The organism is Actinomadura sp. NEAU-AAG7, assembly GCF_018603865.1.
Lineage (GTDB): Bacteria > Actinomycetota > Actinomycetes > Streptosporangiales > Streptosporangiaceae > Spirillospora > Spirillospora litoris.
The window spans coordinates 144,723-165,991 of sequence record NZ_JAHFZY010000004.1; the positions used below are offsets into that span (position 1 = coordinate 144,723).

The window sequence follows — 21,269 nt, forward strand, 5'->3', positions numbered from 1 at the left end:
GAGGGAGCCGGGTTTCCGCCACGCGGTGACTGGGGCTGCGTCGGCGTCCACTCATCGGGCTACATGTCGCTGTGGTTCCGCTTGGTGGTGCGGGTTAGGTGGGGTCGGGGCGCTGTGCTGCTCGGTTGTGGTCGGCTAGGCGGCGGGCGAGTTCGTCGCGTTCGCGGGTGATCTCTTGGAGCTCATGCTGGAGTTCGAAGATGCGCCGGATGGCGGGCAGGGACATGCCCTGGTCCATCATGGTGACGACCTCCTGGATGCGGCCGATCTCGGCGCGGCTGTAGCGGCGCTGCCCGCCGTTCGAGCGCTGGGGGGAGACGACCTGTTGCGCGTCGATGCGTCGCAGGAACGCGTGTTGCACCTGCAGCATGTCGGCGACCTGCCCGACGGTGAACAGGGCGGCGTACTCGTCGTCCATGGGAAGTTTCACCGTCCGCCCTCCTTCCTTGCGGTTCGGCGGGGATGGCTCGTCGGACGAAGTTCGCGGCTTGGGTGGGGCTATGAGGCAGCGGCCCCGCCGCCGGGGCTGCGGTGTGACTCTGGATACCGCTCGCGCCGGCGCGGGGCCGCTGTCTCGGGCCGTCACCGGATTCGAGCCTCTTGCGGTGCCGCCGGTGACGGGCCGTCGCTGTGTTGTTCGCCGCTCCGAGGTCAGTTGCTGAGGGCCTTCTGTCCGCCGGCCTGGACGGTGATCTTGCGGGGCTTGGCCTGTTCCAGGACCGGGATGCGGACGGCCAGGACACCGTTGTTGTAGGCGGCCTCGATCGCCTCGGCGTCGAGGTGCTCCGAGAGGTACACGCGACGGGTGAAGGCTCCCATCGTGCGCTCGCGGACGAAGACGCGGTCGTCCTCGCCGAACTCCTCCTCGCGCCGCGCACTGACCGTCAGTACGCCGCGGTCCACCGTGACCTCGATTGAGCCGGGGTCGACCCCGGGCAGGTCGAACCGCAGGACGACGTCGTCGGCGCGGCGGATTCCGTCCACCGGCATGGTGCCCGCGCTCTCGGTGCGGCCGTTCAGGCCGACCTGCCGGATCGCACGGTCGAACTGACGCTCGAACTCCTGGACGAACGGGTCGATCGACGTCAGCAGCATCTTTCGCTCACCTCCGAAGATCCCCGGGAGCCTCCGCCCCGGGACTGTGCCTCTGCTGAGAGAAACCCTGCAACTCAAACTATAGGTATGGTGCCCGGCTGGTTGTCAAGTGCTGGTTCGAGCTTCCCGTGCCGCTCTGAGGTCGGGTTGGAGCTCCTTTGCAGTTCAGAAGGCTAGGCAGGGGTGCCGCAGCTGAGTGGGCTGGTCAAGTCGATGAGTGTGGTTTGCTTGGCGAGCTTCGTCGGCACCCTCGGGCAGGACGGCTTAGCTGATCCTGTGGTTGTAGGTATGGGGGGCGTCGGTGGAGGGCCTGGTCGTTTCCAGGAGTGATCGGTATGCAGAGGGCTGCCGTGGCGGGTCGGCCGCGAGTTCGCGGAGCCGGGCTTTGTCGACGGCCGGTGCCTGTGCGAGGAGCCGACGCGCGGCTGCCACCCGGCTGGCCCGGCGGCTGCACCCCGCTCACCGGGTAACCGTCGTGACATGACGTGAGACTCCACCCCGGTCGTGGTCGGGGATAACAGGTTCCCGCGTCAGCGCTCACCTTCTCCGTACCTACGTTGCCCCTAGCCCTTAAAGCAGTCGTTGCCTGCGGCCCGGTAGGTGCGGCCGATGAGATCGCGCTGGTGATGGGTGGTGCCGGTAAGGGGTTTGTGGTTCAGGTGGGGGCTTCCGGGCGTCTGGTGAGGGTTGCTGGAGAGTAGTGGGGGTGTCACTCTTTGCGTATAGCGGGGTGTGATTGGGCGGTGACAGGGTGAGGTCGTTGTGTTCGGGTGCGACTGGAGGGGTGTGGGTGGTGGCCGGTGCCATGAAGGACAGGGTGATTCGGAGCGGTAGTCCGGATTCGTCCATGGACCGGGTAGCTGACTTCTATGGGGCTTACATCGACGCGCGGCTGGATCGCATGGACGATCTGGCGGAGCGGTTGCGCGCCTACTACCTCACCGAAGGGCTTCAGCGGAGGCTTGCCGTGTGGGAGGAGGCCAACCGGGCCGACGGGGTTCTGCGCACCCCGGACAGTCCCATTGACTGGGAGGTGCGCTACCACGAGACCGGTGTCGGGCTCCTGTTCACTGTTATCACTTTGACCTGGGAGAACGGGGACGACGTGGGGCATACCCGGCTGGCTGTGCAGAGTGATGTCGGCAGCAAGCTGATCTCCGATATCCGGGATGCGGAGTAGGGCGCTTGTGCCTGCCGTCCACCTGCCGGGGTGAGGGTGGGCCGGCGGAGTCGGGGGTGGGGGTGGGTTGTGCGGGTTTCGTGGGCGGAGAGCTTGGCGGTTGCTGATCTTCGGTGAGCGGTGCGGTGCCTTGCGGGGGGCATCGAGATGGCGCTCGTACTGGAGAGAGGAGCTGGCCTATGTGTCCAGAGCGGAACCGGCCTGCGTTGGTTCTTGGAGGCACGGTGTCGCTGATCCGGTTGGTCCTTGAGATCGTCCGCGACTGGGATCGCTCGTAGCGGTTTCGTGGGTGGCGAGGCCCATTGTTTTTAGGCCGGGTTGTGCTGGGGGGCGGCCAAGGGGGTTTTGTGGTTGATGGGGTAGACCAGAACGGGTGGGAGCGTCGGGTCTAGAAGGGTGATCGGGGTTCCCCAGCAGAAGTAGGACGGTTGGAGGACCAGGCCGCGGCCGTCCAGGGCTATGTCGTGGTCGTCGGGGTAGTCCATTTCCAGGACGGGGAAGCTCCAGCGGGCCGACGGGTGGACGGTGGTGAGGAAATCGTGGTCGATTCCGTCGGTGATCTGCCTGTTCAGTTGTGCGCGGTCGCGGTCGATCAGTTCGCGGATGCGGGGCCAGTAGGGGTCGAGGCAGGTGGTGAAGTAGGTGGCGGCGGTGCCCGCTATCTGCCCGACGATCTCGGGGCGGCCGGCGGCCAGGGCGCGGGTCCAGCCCGGGGTGGGGCGCCCGGGGTGGCGGGCGGCGAGTTCGGACAGGTCAGCCGCCAGGCGGGTGCTCGGCGTGCTGCGTAACGCTTCCAGGCCCGCGTCCAGTGTGCCGGTCTGGGTGGCGGGGGTGAGGAAGTCGGGGGCGTAGCCCGCCGGAGGGATCAGGTCGGTCAGCAGGCGCGCCGAGGCCGGGACCCTGGGACGTATCGCGCGTTTCCACGGGCCGAATACGTCCTTGCCTTCGGGACGGCGTAAGCGGTACAGGCTGAGGAGCAATTCCCACAAGGCGTCCGGGCCCGGGGCCACGTGGATCCTTGACAGATCGTCGCTGGTGAAGTGAATTCTGAGCATGGCCACCCCCGTGGCGAGCAGCGGTCGCGGGCCACGCGGTCGCCCGCTTCCTCACGCTTGGTCTCCACCGCACAATGAACCGTGCATTGACCTGCTGTCAAGCGAGTTTGTCTTTCCTCTGATCATTGGCCGTAAGAAATATGCGAAAATGGCGTGGACGGTCCGGAATGGAGAATTCGATCTTCGGTCGCCGCGGTCGGTTGAAGATCGTCTTCGTGGGCGGCTGGGGCCGGTGTTCCTGTCTGGGGCCGGATGCGGTCAGATGTCCGGTAGTGAACTCTCTAGGCAGTTGCCCCAGGTCGTTCTAATTTGAAATGGAGGCGTCGTCCGGAGACGGCGCACGTCCTGCGGGGTGGGACGCCGTTCCTGTGTGGCCGTGTTGGGGGCCGGCAGAGAGGTGGTCCAGTGATCGCACGCAGACGGCTGGGGACGGCCCTGGCGGTCACGACGTTCATCGCCGTGGTGGGTGGGTCCGGACCCCTCTCGGCGGGGGTGGTCGCGGCGACGCGGCCGGAGACCCCGAAGGTCGAGCCGCCCCCGCTGCCCGTCGACCCGCGGACGCCGCAGGAGGCGTTGGACGGGCTCGGGATCAGCGGATATCCGGACCGGCTGAGCGTCGAGCCCGGGCAGTCCGTGAAGATCAGCGTGAGCACGAAGAGCCCGGCGTTCAAGGCGACGATGGTGCGGGTGGTGCACGGGGACGCGGATCCGCGCGGGCCGGGGATCAAGGAGCAGGTCGTCGCGTCCGACGCCAACAAGGAGTACCCGGGCAAGTACCAGACGCTTCCGCTGGGCTCGTATGTGAGCGTCCCCGACGACGACAGCCTGCGGTTGGACGGGAGTTTCACGCTCACGGCGTGGATCGCGCCGACGACCGTGCCGGGCTCCAAGCTCAACCCCGTCGCCTACCAGCGGACGCCGGTCGGGACGGGTGCGGTGCAGGGCATCGTGACCAAGTGGTCGGACGCGGAGCAGGCCGGTTACGGCATGGTCGTCGACCGGGACGGCGGGCTGGGCCTGCGGCTGACCGACCGGTCGGGACGGGTGCACGCGGTGAGCACCGGGGTCAGGCTCAAGCCGTGGGCTCCGGCGCTGCGGGGCGTCGAGCCGGGCGGTGTCGTCCGGCCGCAGCACGTGAACTCCTCCGGCTGGTACTTCGCGGCCGTCTCCTACGACGCCAGGACGGGCAAGGTGCGGCTCTACCAGCGGCCGCTGAGCGGGCATCCCAACAATTCCGATGCCGTCGTCACCAAGACGATTGACGCCCGGGGGCTGAAGAACGCCTCCGGTCCGCTGCTGGTCGCCGCTTATCAGGGCGGGCAGAAGAAGCCGGCCGGTTTCTACAACGGCAAGATCGACGCGCCGCGGGTGTTCGACCGGGCGCTGGACGAGAAGGAGATCGGCGCCCTCCAGCGGGGCGGCCCCGCGCGAAGCGCCGTGGCCGACTTCGACTTCTCCCAGAAGATGGACACCGACCGGGCCGTCGACACCTCGGGCAACCATCTGAACGGGCGCGTGGTCAACCTGCCGGTCCGCGCGGTCACCGGGCACAACTGGAAGGCGGACGAGCAGAACTTCACGCGGGCGCCCGAGCAGTACGGCGCGATGTACTTCCACGACGACGACCTCGGCGATTCCGCCTGGGAGCCCGATTTCACCTGGCGGGTACCGGACGACGCGCGCAGCGGTATCTACGCGGCCAAACTGGAGGCGGACGGGAAGATCTACCACGCGACGTTCGTGGTGCGTCCCAAGAAGCCCACATCGAAGATCGCTCTGTTGGTTCCGACGTTCAGCTACCTCGCATACGGCCTGAGCGGCGACTTCGTGAGCGGCTTGAGCCAGTACTCCCATCACACCGACGGGAGCGGCGTCGTCTATTCGTCGGGGCTGCGGCCCATCGTCAACCTGCGGCCGATGTCCACCGGGCGCAAGGGCGAGGGGCGGCCCTGGCAGTTCGAGGCCGACACGCATATCACCGACTGGCTGGAGTCCACCGGTCGCAAGGTCGACTACATCACCGACCACGACCTGCACAAGCAGGGCAGAAAGCTGCTCGACGGCTATGACGTCGTCATCACCGGCAGCCACCCCGAATACACGTCGGAGACCATGCTCGACTCCCTCCAGGGCTGGCTCAACGACGGCGGGCGGCTCATGTACCTCGGCGGCAACGGCTTCTACTGGGTGACGCCGATGGACCGCACCGGCACCTACACCGAGTTGCGCCGCCACGACGGAACCGAGGCGTGGCAGGGCGCTCCCGGCGAGCATTACCACAACACGACCGGCGAATACGGCGGCCTGTGGCGGTTCCGCGGGCGGCCCCCGCAGCAGCTCGTCGGCGTCGGTTTCACCGCGCAGGGCTTCGGGTCCCGAATGGGGACCGGCATGTACAGCCGTCCCCTGGACCGCTCGCCGCAGAGCCACGATCCGAAGGCCGACTGGGTCTTCAACGGCGTCAAGGCGACCGGCCAGATCGGCGACTTCACATCGCTGCAAAGCCCGGGCGGGCCGATGGGCGAGGAGCTCGACCGCGCCGAGTACGCGCTGGGCACGGCCGACAACACGATCGTCCTGGCCTCGGGGACCGGCTTCGGCGACGAGTACCTGTTCGTGAAGGAGGAGAACAACACCGCCAATCTCATGGAGGGCGGCACCGTCAACTGGCTCGTTCGCGGCGACGTCGCGCTCACGCAGTACCCGCATGGGGGCGCGGTCTTCTCCGCCAGTTCCATCTCCTGGGCCGGAAGCCTCTTCTACAACAAGTACGACAACGACATCGCGACCATGACCGGGAACGTCCTGAACGCCTTCGCCTCCGGCAAGCCGCTCCCGGGCACCGACTGATCCCGTCCGCCGCTCTCCGGAGGCTCCATGTACGTATCGGTGCGCGGTATCCCGCGCGGCACGGGGATCAGGTCGCGGGTGCCCAGGGTCGTCGTGGTCCTGGGCATGGTGAGCCTGATCACCGATGTCTCGACCGAGATGGTGACGGCCGTCCTGCCGATATATGCGACGCTGGTGCTCGGGCTCACGCCGCTCGCGTACGGGATGCTGGACGGCCTCTACCAGGGCGCGACCGTTCTGGTGCGGCTGCTCGGCGGCTTCTTCGCCGACCGGTTGCGCCGTCCGAAACTCGTGGCGGGTTCGGGTTATGCCATCGGCGCGGCCGCCAAACTGCTGCTGCTTCCCGTGGGCGGCGCGGGAACGCTTTCGGCGGCCGTGGGCATGGACCGCGCGGGCAAGGGGCTGCGGACCGCGCCGCGCGATGTGCTGATCGCCACGGCGGGCCCGCGGGACCGGCTCGGCAGGTATTTCGGCGTGCACCGGGCGCTGGACGCGACGGGCGCCCTTCTCGGGCCCGTCGTCGCCTTCGGCCTGCTCGCGCTCGCGCCGGGGGATTTCGACATGGTGTTCGTCGTGTCGTGCTGCGCCGCCGTTCTCGGGGTGCTGCTGTTCGTCCACCATGTGCCGGAGCATCGGGCCGAGACCGAGGGCGGCGTCTCGCTTCGGGACGTCGCTGCGCTGCTGCGCATCACCGGATTCCGGCGTCTGCTCTGCGCGGCGGCCGTGCTTTCCGTGGCGACGATCGGCGACGGTTTCCTTTATCTCGTCCTGCTGCGAAACGAGTCCGTCACCACGCGCTGGTTTCCGCTGCTCTTCGTCTGCACGAGCCTGGTCTATCTGGCGTTGGCGGTGCCGCTCGGACGGGTGTCCGACCGCTATGGCAGGAACCGCGTCTTCACCGCCGGATACGGCCTGCTGCTGTGCGCATATCTCAGCGCGATCCTTACCGCCGGGGCCGCCGGGGCGGGATTGTGCCTCATGTTCCTCGGCGCCTATTACGCGGCGACCGACGGCGTACTGCCCGCCGCCGCCGCGCCGCTGCTGCCCGCCGAGCTGACGGCGACGGGGATCTCCGTCGTCCAGGCGGCGGTCGCGGGCGGGCGCGCGCTCGGCGCGGTGGCGTTCGGCGCGGTCTGGACGGCCGCCGAGGGCGCCACCGCCGTGTGGACCTTCGCGGCCGTGCTCGCGGTCGCGCTGCTCACCGCCGTACCGATGATCACACGAGCCCGCGACCAGCGGACGGAGGCCCGATGACGCAGCCCGACCGGCGCCGGTCCAGGGACGGCAAGATCATGTTGGTGCTGACGATCGTCGTCGTCGCCGTCGCCGCGAGCTGGGTCACCGTGTCGGTGCTGCGCGCGGGCGCGTCCGGCGAGGGCGGCGGCGGGGGACTGCCCGGCGGGCGGCAGCTCGTGTTCCGGTCGCTGCGGGCCGGGCCCGAGTTCGGCCACATCGCCGTGGTCCCGGCCGGTGACGCGGGGCGGGAGCGCGTCGTCCTGCCGGCCCGGTGCGAGCGGGCGGCCGCCGCGCCCGCCGGGGGCCTGTGCCTGCGGCAGACGCGCAACCCGATCCAGCTCTTCGCGGTAACGCTGCTGGACGAGCGGCTGCGGCCCGGCAAGGAGACGCGGCTCAACGGGATTCCGAGCCGCGCGAGGTTCTCCGAGGACGGCCGCTACTACGCCACGACCGCCTTCGTGACCGGGCACTCCTACATCTCCGACGGCTTCTCCACCGAGACCGTCATCGGACGCGTCGACGGCGAGCCGGTCGGCAATATCGAGGACTTCACGTTCCTGCTGAACGGGCAGCGCAACGACAACGCCGACCGCAACGTGTGGGGCGTGACGTTCGTCCCCGGCGGCGACCGGTTCTTCGCGACCGTCGCCACCCAGAACCGCAGGTACCTGGTCGAGGGCGATATCCGGCGGCGCACGCTCACCGCGCTGCGCGACAACGTCGAGTGCCCGTCCCTCTCCCCGGACGGCCGGCGCCTCGCCTACAAGAAGCGGACCGGCCTCAACAACGACGTCTGGCGCTTCCACGTCCTCGACCTGGCCTCCGGCGTCGAGACGCCGCTCGCCGAGACCCGCAGCGTGGACGACCAGGCGGCGTGGCTCGACGACGGCCACGTCATGTACGGGGTGCCCAAGGGCGGCGCGGGCGGGCGCAACGCCGACGTCTGGGTCGTCGCCTTGAAGGGCGGCGCGCCCCGGCTGCTCATTCCGGACGCGGATTCGCCGACCGTCCGTTCCCCGGCCAAGTCCCACTCCCAGCGCTGACCCACGGAAAAGGGAGGGGTACCGGTCGGCGGCGCGTACGGTGCCTGCGAAAGCGAGCGACGGAGGGCGACGCATGGACATGAGAACATCGGTCGAACGCACCTTTGTCCGGTCCTTCGACTGGAGCGGCAGGGCCTCGCGTTCGGAGTACTGGTGGTTCTACCTCTTCTCGATGGTCATCCTTGCCGTCGCCTACACGCTCGCGTTCACGGTCGCCTCGCTTTTCACTCCGCTGATCTGGATCCTTCTGAGCCTCGTGCCGAGCCTCGGCGTATCCGTGCGGAGGCTCCATGACACCGACCGTTCGGGATGGTGGCTCTTATTGGCCCTCGTGCCCTACATCGGCGCGTTCGTGGTCCTGGTCTTCACCTGCCTGCCGAGCACGCCCGGCCACAACGGGTACGGCCCGCCGGACGACGCCGCCGCGCAGGCGAACGTGCACCGCAGACTCGCCCGCCAGGTCGACAAGTACGGGGATATCTACGTCGCGGTCGGCTACGCCGCACTCGCCGTGGTGTACGCGGGCGAGGCGGGCAAGAAGGCCGACGACGATCTGACCTGGCTGTCGCTGCGACGCGAGGTGATGGGGGACCAGGCGTTCCGGCAGCGCCTTCTGGAAGTGCTCGACGAAGGCGGAACCGACGACCTCGTCCGGCTGACGAACCCGCCGCCCCTCGGGCCCGCCGCGCACACGGTTTCCGACCCGCCCGAAGGGGCCGTCTAGGCGCCGACGGATGGCGCGGCGTTCGGCATAGGCGGTTACCGGTGCGGTCTCCATCCGCTGGACGCCGGGCGACGCGCCTATCTGCTCGGTCGGATAGGTGAACGCGCCGTCGCGACCGCTTCGGAGTCGTTGGAAAGGGATCGAGCGACCGGAACAAGCTGTGACGGGGCGACCGCAAACAAGCACCCTGAATTGCGCTGAGAAACCGATTTCGGCATCGAAATGGATCGTTCGGGATCGGCGCGGCGTCGCCGGACGGCCGATCCCGACCACCCGGCGGCGGGTGCGGCACGCCGCCCTGATCTTCACCGACTGATCACCGCGGCGCCCACCGGTCCGCCGGATTGCGGGTAAACCTGGGGATGTGCAGGTGAGCTATGTGAGTGAGGCGGCGCCCGGACGGCCGAACGAGGACTTCGTCGCGGCGGGTCCCGGCTGGGTCGTGCTGCTGGACGGCGCGACCGAACCGGACGGGGTGGACAGCGGATGCCGGCACGACCCGGCGTGGCTCGTGCGGCGGGTCGGCGGGCAGATCGCGGCGCGGCTGGCGCTGGAGGGCGGCGAGCCGCTGCCCGACCTGGTGGCCGAGGCGATCAAGGTGACCGGCGAGGCGCACACCGCGACCTGCGACCTGGAGAACCCCGACAGCCCCTCGGCGACCGTGTCGCTGCTGCGGCGGCGGGACGAGGTCGTGGACTGGTACGTCCTCGCCGACTCGCCGATCGTGGTGGACGGCGGCGGGATCCGCGTGTTCCGCGACGACCGGGTCGACCGGCTGCCGAGCTACACGCCGGAGTCGGTACGCCGGTCCAGGAACAGCCCCGGCGGGTTCTGGGTCGCGAGCACCCGTCCCGAGGCCGCGTACGAGGGGCTGACCGGGGAGGTGCCGGTGCGGGGGCTGACGCGCGCGGCGGTCCTCAGCGACGGCGCGTCCCGGCTGGTGGAGCGGTTCGACGCCCTCGGCTGGGACGAGCTGATCGACGTCCTCGACGAGGAGGGCCCCCGCGAGCTGGTCAGGCGCACGCGGGTCGCGGAGGCGCGGGCGGACGTCCGGCCCGGGGGCAAACGCTACGACGACGCCACCGCCGTCCTCGTCCGCTTCTGACATGGACGCACGGGACTTCGCCGACGTGCTCGCGACCGTCCGCGCCTTCGTGCGCGACCGGGTCGTCCCGAGCGAGGACGAGATCGAGGAGACCGACGCGATCCCCGAGCCCATCCGGCGGGCCGCCCGCGACATGGGCCTGTTCGGGTACGCGCTGCCCGAACGCTACGGCGGGCTCGGCCTCTCGGTGGGCGAAGAGGTGCGGCTGGTGTTCGAACTCGGCTACGCGAGCCCCGCGTTCCGCTCGATGTTCGGCACCGGCAACGGCATCGCCGGGCAGGTCCTCGTCCGGGCCGGGACCGACGCGCAGAAGGACGCCTGGCTGCCGCGCCTGGCCTCCGGCGAGGCCGTCGGGGCCTTCGCGCTCACCGAGGCCGGGGCGGGCTCCGACCCGGGCGCGCTGACCACCGCCGCGCGGCGGGACGGCGACGGCTACGTGATCGACGGCGCCAAGCGGTTCATCACCAACGCGCCCGAGGCCGACGTGTTCATGGTCTTCGCCCGGACGGGCGGCCCCGGCGGCCGCGGCATCTCCACCTTCCTCGTCGAGCGGGACGCGGCCGGCCTTCGCGTCGGGCCCGCCGACGCGAAGATGGGCCAGCGCGGCGCCCACACCGCCGAGGTGCTCCTGGACGGCGTCCGCGTCCCCGCCTCGTCCATGGTCGGGACGGAGGGCACCGGGTTCCGCACCGCCATGGCGTCCCTCGCCCACGGCCGGTTGAGCATCTCCGCCGTCTGCGTGGGCCTCGCCCAAAGGCTCCTGGACGAGACCGTCGCCTACGCCAGGGAACGCGTCCAGGGCGGAAAGCCGATCGGGGAACACCAGCTGGTCCAAGGGCTCATCGCGGACTCCCAAGCCGAACTCTATGCCGGGCGTTCGATGGTGCTGGAGGCGGCGCGCCTACGACGCGGGAGAGGACACGGGGCTCGGGCCGTCCTGCGCGAAGTACTTCTGCTCCGAGATGGCCGGACGCGTCGCCGACCGCGCCGTACAGGTGTTCGGCGGCATGGGCTACATGCGCGGGGTCGCCGTCGAGCGCCTCTACCGGGACGTGCGCCTCTTCCGCATCTTCGAGGGCACCAGCCAGATCCAGCAGCTCGTCATCGCCCGTCACCTGCTGCGCTGAGCAGGCACGACGAAGACCCTCCAAACGATTTCGCAACCGGGCCGGGAACCCTGTATGGTTTCACTGCGCGAACGGCGCAGGCCCCTTTAGCTCAGTCGGCAGAGCGTCTCCATGGTAAGGAGAAGGTCTACGGTTCGATTCCGTAAAGGGGCTCACGGCACCTCGGCCGCCATCCGGAACCAGCGGACGGCGGCCTTCGTCGTTCCGGGGCCTGCGCGGGCCCCGGCGATCACGGGCACCGGGTGCCTGATTCGCTCCATACGGGGCCCTGTGGTACCGTCCCACCGGTTCCAGTAGGACGTTTCGCAGGTCATCGGCCACTGCCGGTAGCCTGGGCGACGCTCCCGGGAGCCCGCGGAACGATTCCCCGATCATGGCGCGGGGTTTTCTCGTTTCCAGGGCTCGGTGGGCATCCGGTATCCTTGCAATCCGGTCCACACCGACCATCGCGGCGGGGTAGCTCAGTCAGGCAGAGCAAGCGGCTCATAATCGCTGTGTCGCCGGTTCAAGTCCGGCCCTCGCTACTACCCATGTCTCTCACCTCCACCCGGGGGTGAGCAGGCTGGGTTCGAATCGCCGGCCGCCCGCAGGGGCGGCCGAGGTACGTAGTCCATGTCCCTAGCCCAGAAAGGCACTCCATCGTGGCTGCCACCGACGTCCGGCCGAAGATCACGCTGGCCTGCCAGGAGTGCAAGCACCGCAACTACATCACGCGGAAGAACCGGCGCAACGACCCGGACCGCCTTGAGATCAAGAAGTACTGCCCCAACTGCCGGACCCACCGTCCGCACCGGGAAACCCGCTAGCCGAGGCCAGGACGGCGAAATACTGCCCCGCAGGGCAGGCCGTACCGTCCACACGGGGAGTCCTGCTGACCAAGCAGGCCCCAGGCCCGCAGTGGGGTGGCTTCTTCGCAAGCTTGCCCTGACGTGATCAGCCCGTCCTCGCCGAGACGACCCGCGAGGGCGGGCTGAGCGTTGTTCTGTTACGGTCCCGTCCGGGAACGCGCGGGCGGACGGGGCGGCGCGGCGGCAGGGGAGGCGCGAGGCGTGGAACGACCGGAGGGACGGACCGCATGGCACTGAACCGCGACTTCGTCGGGCGGGTTTTTCCGCCCGGTGAGCCGTACGAGGTCGGCAGGGTGAAGATCAGTGAGTTCGCGGACGCGATCGGCGACCCGAACCCGGTCTTCCGCGACCGGGAGGCGGCCAAGGCGGCCGGATACCCCGACGTCATCGCGCCGCCGACCTTCCCGATCGTGATGTCGCTCTACACCCCCGGGCTCGCCGACCCCGAGCTCGGCCTGAACTTCGCGATGGTCGTGCACAGCGGGCAGAGCTTCGCCTACGTCCGGCCGCTGCGTGCCGGGGACGTCGTCACCTGCACGTCCACCATCACCGAGATCAAGTCGGTCGGCAGCCACGAGAGCATGACCGTGCGGACCGAGATCGCGACCGTCGAGGGCGAGCCGGTCTGCACCTGCCACAACACGCTCGTGGAACGGGGGGCCTGATGACCGCCACCGTGAAGTACGACGACGTCGAGGTCGGCACCGAGATCCCCGCGCGGACGTTCGCGGTCGACCGGGCGAACCTCGTCATGTACGCGGGCGCGTCCGGCGACTTCAACCCGATCCACTGGCGCGAGAGCACGGCGAGGTCGGTCGGGCTGCCGGACGTCATCGCGCACGGCATGTACACGATGGCCCAGGGCGGACGGTTCGTCTCCGACTGGGCGGGCGACCCGGGCGCCGTCCTCGACTACGGGGTACGGTTCTCCTCGCCGGTCGTGGTGCCCGACGAGGGCGGCGCGACGCTGGAGATCAGCGGCAAGGTCGAGAGGAAGCTCGACGACAACACCGTCGTCGTGGCGCTCACCGCGCGGTCGGAAGGCCAGAAGGTCCTCACGCGCGCGAAGGCCACCGTCCGGCTCGCCTGAACGAGCGCCCGAGGCGCGGCCGGGACGTACGGGAGGGGAAGACGACGTGGCGGTGTTCGCTGAAGAGGTGAACCTGGCCGGGTACACCACGCTGCGGCTGGGCGGCCCCGCGCGCCGCTTCGTCGAGGCGACGACGGAGGCGGAGCTCGTCGCCGCCGTCCGCGAGGCCGACGAGGCGGGCCAGGACGTGCTCGTGCTCGGCGGCGGCAGCAACCTGGTGGTGTCCGACGACGGCTTCCCCGGGACGGTCGTCCGCGTCGGGACGCGCGGCACCGACTGCCGGCCGGGCGAGGGCGACACGGTCCTCGTCCGCGTCCAGGCCGGGGAGGACTGGGATCCGTTCGTCGCCCGCTGCGTGGCCGACGGCCTCGCCGGGGTCGAGTGCCTGTCGGGCATCCCCGGACGCGTCGGCGCGACCCCCATCCAGAACGTCGGCGCCTACGGGCAGGACGTCGGCGAGACGATCGTGGAGGTCCGCGCCTACGACCGGCGGTCCGGCGCGATCGTGGCCCTCGACCGCGACGCGTGCCGCTTCACCTACCGGCACAGCGTGTTCAAGGGCGATGACCGCTACGTCGTCCTGGACGTGACGTACGCGCTGCGCGAGGCCGAGGAGTCGCAGCCCGTGGCCTACGCCGAGCTGGCCAGGCGCCTCGGCGTGCGGCCGGGGGAGCGGGTGACGCTGAAGGAGGCGCGCGACGCCGTCCTCGAACTGCGGCGCGGCAAGGGCATGGTCCTGGACGCGGCCGACCCCGACACCCGCAGCGCCGGATCGTTCTTCACCAACCCCGTGCTCGACGCGGCCCAGCTCGCCGACCTGGAGCGCCGGGTCGCCGAACGGCTCGGCCCGGACGCGGCGTTCCCCCGCTACCCCGAGGCCGGCGGCAGGGTCAAGACGTCCGCCGCCTGGCTGATCGACCGCGCGGGCTTCACCAAGGGCCACGCGCTCGGCCCGGCGCGGATCTCCACCAAGCACACGCTCGCGCTCACCAACCCGGGCGACGGCGGGACGCGCGACCTGCTCGCGCTGGCCCGCGAGGTCCGCGAGGGCGTGCGCGCCGCGTTCGGGGTGGAGCTGGTCAACGAGCCCGTCCTCGTCGGCGTGACCCTCTGAGCCGGGCCCTTCTGAGCCGGGCCCTTCTGAGCCGGGGTCCCTCCGCGCGGGCGTGACCCTCTGAGACCGCTTGGTAAGGTGAGCGGCGTCGAGGGGGAGTAGTCCCAATCGCGTGATCGACATACTGGCGCCACCCGCGGTGCCCGGTCACGCGGGCCTCGGGCCGCGCGCGCCGCGCCCGGCCGCCGAGGCGGACGAGACCTTCGGTCCGGCAGTCATGCCGGGCCGAGGTCGTGTGCCCGTGAAAGCTCCCGCCCTCCGCCCGGCATCCGAGCGAGAGGGATCCGTGTACGCCTTCATCATCAGCCTGGCCGTGATCTTCGTCGCCGAACTCGGCGACAAGAGCCAGCTCATGGCCATGACCTTCGCCACCCGCTTCCGCGCGCTGCCCGTCCTGGTCGGGATCACAGCGGCGACGGCGCTCGTCCACCTGGCGAGCGTCGCCCTGGGCGCGGCGCTCGGCGCGGCACTCCCCACCGGGCCGATCTCGATCCTCGCCGGGCTCGCCTTCATCGGGTTCGCGATGTGGACGCTGCGCGGCGACGAACTCGACGACGAGGAGCGCGACAAGGCCAAGCACGCGACGGGTTCGGCGATCCTGGCCGTCGGCGTGGCGTTCTTCCTGGCTGAACTCGGCGACAAGACGATGCTCGCGACCGTGACGCTCGCCGCCGACCACGGCGGCCTGCTCGCGCTGACCGGCGTCTGGGCGGGCTCGACGATCGGCATGGTCGCCGCCGACGGGCTCGCGATCATCGTCGGGCAGATGCTGGGCAGGCGGCTGCCCGAGCGGGTCATCAAGTACGGCGCGGCGGCCGGGTTCGCGATCTTCGGCGTGCTGCTGCTGGTCGAGGGCATCACCGCGTAGCCGTTGACCAAGTTAGTGATTGAGTACTAACTTACGTCGCATGGGTCCGCGGATGAGCGCCGAGGAGCGCCGGGAGATGGCGATCGAGGCCGCGCTGGTCGAGTTCGGCCAGACCGGCTACAACGGCACCTCCACCTCGGTGATCGCCGAGCGGGTCGGGGTGTCGCAGCCGTACCTGTTCCGGTTGTTCCCGACCAAGCGGGCCCTGTTCCTCGCCGCCGCCGAACGCTGCTTCGACGACATCGAGGCCATGATGCGGGACGCCGCCGGAGGGCTCTACGGCGTGGAGGCGCTGCGGGCGATGTCCACCGCCTACCGCTGGACGCTCAGCGAGCGGCCCGTGCTGCTGCGGTTCCAGCTCAAGCTCTACGCGGCCGCCGTCCACGACGAGGAGGTCAGCAGGCTCGGCCACGTCCGGTGGGCGCGGCTGTGGCGGCTGATCACCGAGCTGTCCGGCGGGGAACCGGAGGAGGTGCTGCGGTTCGTCGCCGTCGGCCTGCTGGCGAACGTGCTCACCCTGTTCGACGTCCCCTACACCTCCGGTGAGGCGTTCGCCGGCTCGGTGCGCGACTGGTCGGAGCAGCTGCGGGGCGTCGAGCACCTCGCCGACTGGCCGATCGGGCAGGCCGAACCGAGGAGGCCCGGGGAGCCCTGACCGCATCCGTCCCTCTCGCGTGCGCGTGGGCACCGCCCAGGGCGCGCGTTTTTTTTGCCCGGCTAAGTTAGTGAGTGATAACTAAATGCAGAAGCCGCATCCGATCCGGACGTTCGTCATCACCGGCATCGCGCTGTTCATGGTCGCCCTCGACAACCTGATCGTCACCAACGCCCTGCCCGAGATCCGGGTGGACCTCGACACCGGCCTCGAAGGGCTGGAGTGGACGGTCAACGCCTACACCCTCACCTTCGCCGTCCTGCTCCTGCCCGCGTCCGCCATCGCCGACCGCTACGGGCGCCGCCGCCTGTTCATCGGCGGCCTCGCGGTCTTCACCCTCGCCTCCGCCGGGGCCGCGCTCGCCCCCGGCATCGGGACGCTGATCGCCGCGCGCGCCGTCCAGGGCGCGGGCGGGGCGGTCGTGCTGCCGCTCACGCTGACGCTGCTCGCCGCCGCCGTCCCCCCGGCCCGCCGGGGCGTCGCGATCGCCGCCTGGAGCACGATGAGCGGGCTCGGCGTGGCGCTCGGGCCCGTGCTCGGCGGCGCGATCACCGAGTACGCCGCCTGGCAGTGGATCTTCTGGATCAACGTCCCCGTCGGGGCGGTGCTGCTCGCGCTCGCGCCCGGGTTCCTCACCGAGAGCCGCGGCGCCGCCCGCCGGCTGGACGCGCCGGGCACCCTGCTGGTCACCGGCGGCCTGCTCGGCGTCGTCCTCGGCCTGGTCCGGGGCAACGAGCACGGCTGGACGAGCGGCCAGGTGCTCGGCTCGATCGTCCTCGGCGCCGTGCTGCTCGCCGCGTTCGTCGGCTACGAGCTGCGCGCCCGCGAACCGATGCTGCCGATGCGGCTGTTCCGCGCCCGCGGGTTCGCCGTCGTCAACGCCGTGATGCTGGCGATGGGGGCCGGGATGTTCGGGGCGACGTTCCTGCTCGTCCAGTTCCTCCAGGGCGTGAACCACATGAGCCCGCTGGAGACCGGGATCCGGACCCTGCCGTGGACCGCGATGCCGATCCTCGTCGCGCCGCTCACCGCGCCGCTCATCGCCCGGCTCGGCGTCCGCGCCGTCCTCACGCTGGCGCTGGCCTCGCAGGCGGCCGGGCTCGCCTGGCTCGCGTCTGTCATCTCGCCGGACGTCACCTACGGCGCGCTGGTGCCCGCGTTCGTCCTCGCCGGGACCGGCATGGGCCTGTTCTTCCCGCCCGCCGCCCGCTCCGCCCTCGGCTTCGCGCCGCCGGAGATGGCGGGCGTCGCGTCCGGGGTGAGCAACGCCGCCCGGCAGCTCGGGACGGTGTTCGGCATCGCCGTGCTCGGCGCGGTCTTCTCCGCGCGAGGCGGCTTCACGAGCCCGCAGGCGTTCACCGACGGGCTGCTGCCCGCCCTGTGGATCGCCGCCGGGCTGATCGCCGCCGCGGCGCTCGCCACGCTCGCGATCCCCGCGCACCTCCCCGTCCAGGGCGAGGCGGTCTCCGCCCCCGCGCCCGCCCCTACGAAAGCCAGGCGGTGATGCCGGACAGCAGGCGGGCGCGGACGTCGTCCGGGGCCGCCGACGCGCGGACCGACTGACGCGCCAGATCGGCCAGTTCCGCGTCGGTGAAGCCGTGCTCGCCGCGGACGAGGTCGTACTGTCGGGCCAGCCGCGAGCCGAACAGCAGCGGATCGTCGGCGCCCAGCGCGATCGACGCGCCCGCCTCGTACAGGCGGCGGACCGGGACGTCCGCCGCCGTCGCCGCCACACCGAGGCTCACGTTGGACGCGGGGCAGACCTCCAGGGTCACCCCGCGTTCGACGATCCGCTCCAGCAGCCTCGGGTCCTCCACCGCGCGGACGCCGTGGCCGAGCCGGTCGGCGTCCAGGTTCTCCAGGCACTCCCGGACGCTGGCCGGGCCGAGCAGCTCACCGCCGTGCGGCGCCGACAGCAGCCCGCCGCGCTTGGCGATCCGGAACGCGCCCTCGAAGTCGTAGGCCCGGCCGCGCCGCTCGTCGTTGGACAGCCCGAACCCGACCACGCCCCGGCCCGCGTACCGGACGGCGAGCCGCGCGAGCGTCTTGGCGTCCAGCGGGTGCTTCGTCCGGTTCGCCGCGATCACCACGCCGATGCCGACGCCGGTCGCCTCCGACGCGCCGCGCGCCGCGTCCAGCACCAGCTCGACGGTCGGGGTCAGGCCGCCGAAGCGCGCCGCGTACCCGCTCGGGTCCACCTGGATCTCCAGCCAGCCCGAGCCCTCCGCCGCCTCGTCCTCGGCGGTCTCGCGCAGCAGCCGCCGCAGGTCGTCCGGCGTCCGCAGCACGGACCGCGCGATGTCGTACAGGCGCTGGAACCGGAACCAGCCGCGTTCGTCGGTGGCGCGCAGGCGCGGCGGCCAGTCCTCCACGAGCGCGTCCGGAAGCACCACGCCATGCGTGGCGGCCAGCTCCACGAGCGTGGAGTGCCGCATGGACCCGGTGAAGTGCAGGTGCAGATGCGCCTTGGGGAGCAGGGCCACGTCCGGGCGGGCGGGGCGGGACGCGACGGCGGCGTCCTCGCGGCGGTCCGGCGCGGAACGCGGCCGGGCCGGGTGGGGTGACACGGTAGGGGCCTCCATGGACGTATGTTGCCGGATCACATCGCCTCCTCGGCGTCCGCCCCGGCAGGACCACCTGACCGGACTATCCGCAATGACACGCGGCGGCCATGCGCGCGGCGGCGCGGAGTGGCCCGGACCGGCCCGGCGACCGGGACGGTCGCACGGGTGGACGCAGTCCCCAGGACATGCCCGAAAAAACTTTGGAATCGCGTGCAACCCCGCTCCGGGGTCGCGCGTATACGAGGGGTGCAAGAGACAGACGGGCAGAGAGGGATACAGGATGATCACGCTGAAGGCCGCCCTGATCGCGGCGTCCGCGGTCGGCGCCATCTCGGTGGGCGGCGGCGCGACGTGGGCGATGACCGGTTCGCACCAGGACGCGGGCCTCCAGTCCGAGAGCTCCAGGACCACGGCGGCGCACGACCTGAAGAAGATCGCGCCCGCCCCCGCCGCCCCGACGTGCCTCCCGGCCAAGCCGGGCACCCCCGGCGTCCCGAACGTCCCGGGCGCGAAGCTGCCCGGCGCCGGGCTCCCGGACGCGCGGGTCCCCGGCGGCGCGAAGCTGCCCGACCCCAAGCTCCCCGACACCAAGCTGCCCGACGGGAAGGTCCCCGGCGGCACGAAGCTTCCGGACGCGAAGCTCCCGGACGCGAAGGTGCCCGGTGCGAAGCTGCCCGACGGCTCCCTCCCGAAGCCCGGCACGCACGGCATCGCCCCCGGTGACACACAGAAGAAGCTGCCGTCCGTGCCCGGCGGGAAGGTGAACGTCCCGGGTGGGCAGCACCTCCCCGGCAAGGCGACTCTCCCCGGCAAGGGCAAGCCGCCCACCTGCCTCCCGGACGCCAAGCGGACGCTGCCCAAGGGCACCGCCCCGCACGCGCCGGCCGTGCCCCTCCCGGCCAAGCCCGGCGTTCCGGCCGTCCCCGCCCTGCCCGGCGCCAAGGGGCTCGACTGCTCCAAGCTGCCGCCCGCGGTGAAGGTCGGCGGCCCGGTGGAGAAGGCCGTCATGCTGACCAAGGGCCTCACCTACACCTCCACCACCCCCGGCTCCAAGGCGCTGAAGGCCAAGAAGATCTGCGGCGTCACCCAGAAGTGGACGGGCAAGGCCGGGCAGTGGCTCACCGTCGAAACCCTGAAGACCCCGGCGGGCATGCCGCAGACTGAGCTGCGCAAGGCGCTCGCGCTCCCCGCCACCGGCGGTAGCCCGGTGACCGTCGGCGGCTTCGCCGGCTGGCAGGGGCCCGCGGGCGGGGGCGTGCTGGTCTTCGACCCGAACGGCTACTCGCTGTTCGTCGACGGCAGCCCCGTCATCGCCGGTGACCTCCGGGACGTGGCCGCCGCGCTGCGGCAGGCCAAGTAGGACGCGGACGGGCGGCTCCGGCGCGGGAGCCGCCCGTCCTCGGCAGGCGTATCCGCTCTCAGCCGGACGGAGCACAGTGGCGCGTCGAGACGACAGGTCGTTCGTGGAGTTCGTGACGGACCGCGGCAACGCGCTGCTGCGAACCGCGTCGCTGCTGTGCGGCGCCCACCAGGACGCCGAGGACATGCTCCAGACCGCGCTGGAGAAGGCGTACCGGCACTGGGGAAGGCTGGACGCCGACACCGATCCCGAGCCCTACGTCCGCCGGATCCTGGTCAATCTCGTGATCAGCCGGTCCCGGCGCTGGAAGGTGCTGCGGGAGATCCAGATGGCGAGGCTGCCCGACACCCCGGCCGCCTCGTCCGACCACGCCGTGGAGCTACGGGGGACGCTCATGAACGAACTGCGCAAGCTCGGGCCGCGGCAACGCGCCGTGCTCGTCCTGCGCTTCTGGGAGGACCTCTCGGAGGCGGAGACCGCGCAGGCTCTCGGCTGTTCCGTCGGGACGGTCAAGAGCCAGGCGTCCCGGGGCCTCGCCAGGCTCCGGGAGCGCCTCGGCACTCACCTGGCGCCGTTGGGGAGCTGAGCGATGGACCTGGAGAGTGAACTACGGAAGGCGATGGCCGAGCAGGTCGCGACCGCCACCGCGCCGCCCTCGCTCGTCGCCGACGTGCGGCGCCGCCACCGGCGCCGGGTCACCCGGATCCGGGTGGGCATGGGCGTCGCCGCCGCGTCCGTCGCCGCCGTCGCCTTCGTGCCCACCTACCACTCGTTCACGGCCACGCCCGCCGGAGCGCCCGAGAGCGGTCGGCCGTCCACCGGCGTCTCGGTGCTCCAGCGGCCGGAGGAGCCGCCCGCCCCGGGTGCCCCCGCACCTTCACCGGCGAAGGGGAAGCCCGGGGCGGGCCCCACGCACGGCTCGCCGGGCGCTCATCCATCCGGGGGCGGGTCCGAGGGGCGTCCGGCCAAGCCGGGGCCGCCTCCCGTCCGGGGTCTACCCGACTGGGTGACGTTCCTGCCGGACGGGCTCACCCCGTCCGAGCCGTGTGCGAGCACAGGCGAGGACGGGCGCCGGACCACCACCTGCGCATGGCACGGGCCCAGCGGCTGGGTCGAGGTCGCCATCGTGCGGGGGACGGGGTTCGGCATCGGGGACCTCGCCCCGGTGCGCGGCGTCCCCGGCCACACCTCCGTGGACGGGACGCCCGCGCTCACGAGCGACGTCCCCGGCTCCGGACGGGCCGGGCGGCAGGTGTCCTGGCTGGCCCGCCCCGGCGTGGGCGTGATCGTGCGGGCGGGCGGGTCCGCGGAAGGGCAGTTGATGCGAATCGCCGAGGGGGTCCGTCCCTAGAACG

At 71.2% G+C, this 21,269-nt stretch carries 21 protein-coding genes, 2 tRNA genes and 1 pseudogene; 20 read left to right on the forward strand and 4 right to left on the reverse strand.

The features are described 5' to 3' along the window. Positions 1-94 precede the first annotated feature (94 nt). Both KLI87_RS19650 and KLI87_RS19655 read right to left on the reverse strand, forming a co-directional pair. On the reverse strand, positions 95-430 hold the full coding sequence (locus KLI87_RS19650) for a MerR family transcriptional regulator (protein WP_308166081.1): 336 nt from the start codon (positions 428-430) through the stop codon (positions 95-97). Positions 431-651: 221 nt separating this feature from the next. Then, a complete protein-coding gene (locus tag KLI87_RS19655; protein ID WP_156219818.1) occupies positions 652-1,095 on the reverse strand; it encodes an Hsp20/alpha crystallin family protein in 444 nt (147 codons plus the stop codon). An 847-nt stretch (positions 1,096-1,942) separates the two neighbouring features. On the opposite strand from KLI87_RS19655, the gene KLI87_RS19660 reads away from it, so the two are divergent. Next, positions 1,943-2,275 (forward strand): hypothetical protein, encoded by a 333-nt coding sequence (locus tag KLI87_RS19660; RefSeq protein ID WP_214618208.1) that lies wholly within the window; start codon positions 1,943-1,945, stop codon positions 2,273-2,275. A gap of 308 nt (positions 2,276-2,583) precedes the next feature. Here KLI87_RS19660 and KLI87_RS19665 read toward each other — a convergent pair whose 3' ends face one another. After that, a complete protein-coding gene (locus KLI87_RS19665) occupies positions 2,584-3,285 on the reverse strand; it encodes a hypothetical protein (RefSeq protein ID WP_214618209.1) in 702 nt (233 codons plus the stop codon). Between the two features lie 450 nt (positions 3,286-3,735). On the opposite strand from KLI87_RS19665, the gene KLI87_RS19670 reads away from it, so the two are divergent. The 16 genes and pseudogenes from KLI87_RS19670 to KLI87_RS19740 all read left to right on the forward strand — a co-directional run bounded on the left by KLI87_RS19670 (position 3,736) and on the right by KLI87_RS19740 (position 17,494). Then, a complete protein-coding gene (locus KLI87_RS19670; protein WP_156219816.1) occupies positions 3,736-6,180 on the forward strand; it encodes a N,N-dimethylformamidase beta subunit family domain-containing protein in 2,445 nt (814 codons plus the stop codon). 27 nt (positions 6,181-6,207) lie between these two features. Next, positions 6,208-7,434: an MFS transporter gene (locus KLI87_RS19675; RefSeq protein WP_156219815.1), complete on the forward strand. Its 1,227-nt coding sequence runs from the start codon at positions 6,208-6,210 to the stop codon at positions 7,432-7,434. Continuing rightward, the gene (locus KLI87_RS19680; protein WP_156219814.1) at positions 7,431-8,459 is read left to right on the forward strand and encodes a hypothetical protein; all 1,029 of its coding nucleotides are present in this window, start codon (positions 7,431-7,433) and stop codon (positions 8,457-8,459) included. The genes KLI87_RS19675 and KLI87_RS19680 overlap by 4 nt, the downstream gene beginning before the upstream one ends. Positions 8,460-8,532: 73 nt before the next feature. Beyond that, the gene (locus tag KLI87_RS19685; protein WP_214618210.1) at positions 8,533-9,183 is read left to right on the forward strand and encodes a DUF805 domain-containing protein; all 651 of its coding nucleotides are present in this window, start codon (positions 8,533-8,535) and stop codon (positions 9,181-9,183) included. Positions 9,184-9,553: 370 nt separating this feature from the next. After that, on the forward strand, positions 9,554-10,288 hold the full coding sequence (locus KLI87_RS19690) for a protein phosphatase 2C domain-containing protein (protein WP_308166082.1): 735 nt from the start codon (positions 9,554-9,556) through the stop codon (positions 10,286-10,288). A gap of 1 nt (position 10,289) precedes the next feature. Next, positions 10,290-11,132 (forward strand): annotated as a pseudogene (locus tag KLI87_RS19695) (acyl-CoA dehydrogenase family protein); the annotation flags it as partial. 22 nt (positions 11,133-11,154) lie between these two features. Next, positions 11,155-11,415: an acyl-CoA dehydrogenase family protein gene (locus KLI87_RS40190; protein ID WP_250904059.1), complete on the forward strand. Its 261-nt coding sequence runs from the start codon at positions 11,155-11,157 to the stop codon at positions 11,413-11,415. An 80-nt stretch (positions 11,416-11,495) separates the two neighbouring features. Beyond that, a tRNA-Thr gene (locus tag KLI87_RS19700) sits at positions 11,496-11,568 on the forward strand. Positions 11,569-11,865: 297 nt separating this feature from the next. Then, positions 11,866-11,939: transfer RNA gene (locus KLI87_RS19705), tRNA-Met, on the forward strand. 117 nt (positions 11,940-12,056) lie between these two features. Then, complete coding sequence (rpmG, locus tag KLI87_RS19710; RefSeq protein ID WP_026404241.1) at positions 12,057-12,221, forward strand: 50S ribosomal protein L33; 165 nt, start codon at positions 12,057-12,059, stop codon at positions 12,219-12,221. 269 nt (positions 12,222-12,490) lie between these two features. Further along, entirely contained in the window at positions 12,491-12,928 is a 438-nt protein-coding gene (locus tag KLI87_RS19715) for a MaoC family dehydratase N-terminal domain-containing protein (RefSeq protein ID WP_156219811.1), read from the forward strand. After that, on the forward strand, positions 12,928-13,353 hold the full coding sequence (locus KLI87_RS19720) for a MaoC family dehydratase (protein ID WP_156219810.1): 426 nt from the start codon (positions 12,928-12,930) through the stop codon (positions 13,351-13,353). The genes KLI87_RS19715 and KLI87_RS19720 overlap by 1 nt, the downstream gene beginning before the upstream one ends. Positions 13,354-13,399: 46 nt before the next feature. Next, positions 13,400-14,467: a UDP-N-acetylmuramate dehydrogenase gene (locus tag KLI87_RS19725; protein WP_214618212.1), complete on the forward strand. Its 1,068-nt coding sequence runs from the start codon at positions 13,400-13,402 to the stop codon at positions 14,465-14,467. Between the two features lie 286 nt (positions 14,468-14,753). Further along, positions 14,754-15,335 (forward strand): TMEM165/GDT1 family protein, encoded by a 582-nt coding sequence (locus KLI87_RS19730; protein WP_214618213.1) that lies wholly within the window; start codon positions 14,754-14,756, stop codon positions 15,333-15,335. A gap of 40 nt (positions 15,336-15,375) precedes the next feature. Further along, entirely contained in the window at positions 15,376-15,990 is a 615-nt protein-coding gene (locus KLI87_RS19735) for a TetR/AcrR family transcriptional regulator (RefSeq protein ID WP_214618214.1), read from the forward strand. Positions 15,991-16,075: 85 nt separating this feature from the next. Further along, entirely contained in the window at positions 16,076-17,494 is a 1,419-nt protein-coding gene (locus tag KLI87_RS19740; protein WP_156219808.1) for an MFS transporter, read from the forward strand. Here KLI87_RS19740 and KLI87_RS19745 read toward each other — a convergent pair. Continuing rightward, the gene (locus tag KLI87_RS19745; protein WP_156219807.1) at positions 17,475-18,572 is read right to left on the reverse strand and encodes an adenosine deaminase; all 1,098 of its coding nucleotides are present in this window, start codon (positions 18,570-18,572) and stop codon (positions 17,475-17,477) included. The two genes, KLI87_RS19740 and KLI87_RS19745, sit on opposite strands and share 20 nt — an antisense overlap. Before the next feature lie 262 nt (positions 18,573-18,834). Between KLI87_RS19745 and KLI87_RS19750 the strand changes: the two genes are divergently transcribed. The 3 genes from KLI87_RS19750 (at position 18,835) to KLI87_RS19760 (ending at position 21,265) form a co-directional block, all read left to right on the forward strand. Further along, positions 18,835-19,914, forward strand: a complete 1,080-nt coding sequence (locus KLI87_RS19750) for a hypothetical protein (protein ID WP_156219806.1) — start codon at positions 18,835-18,837, stop codon at positions 19,912-19,914. Between the two features lie 76 nt (positions 19,915-19,990). Continuing rightward, on the forward strand, positions 19,991-20,500 hold the full coding sequence (locus KLI87_RS19755) for a SigE family RNA polymerase sigma factor (protein ID WP_214618215.1): 510 nt from the start codon (positions 19,991-19,993) through the stop codon (positions 20,498-20,500). Between the two features lie 3 nt (positions 20,501-20,503). Continuing rightward, positions 20,504-21,265 (forward strand): hypothetical protein, encoded by a 762-nt coding sequence (locus KLI87_RS19760; protein ID WP_156219805.1) that lies wholly within the window; start codon positions 20,504-20,506, stop codon positions 21,263-21,265. Positions 21,266-21,269 lie beyond the last annotated feature (4 nt).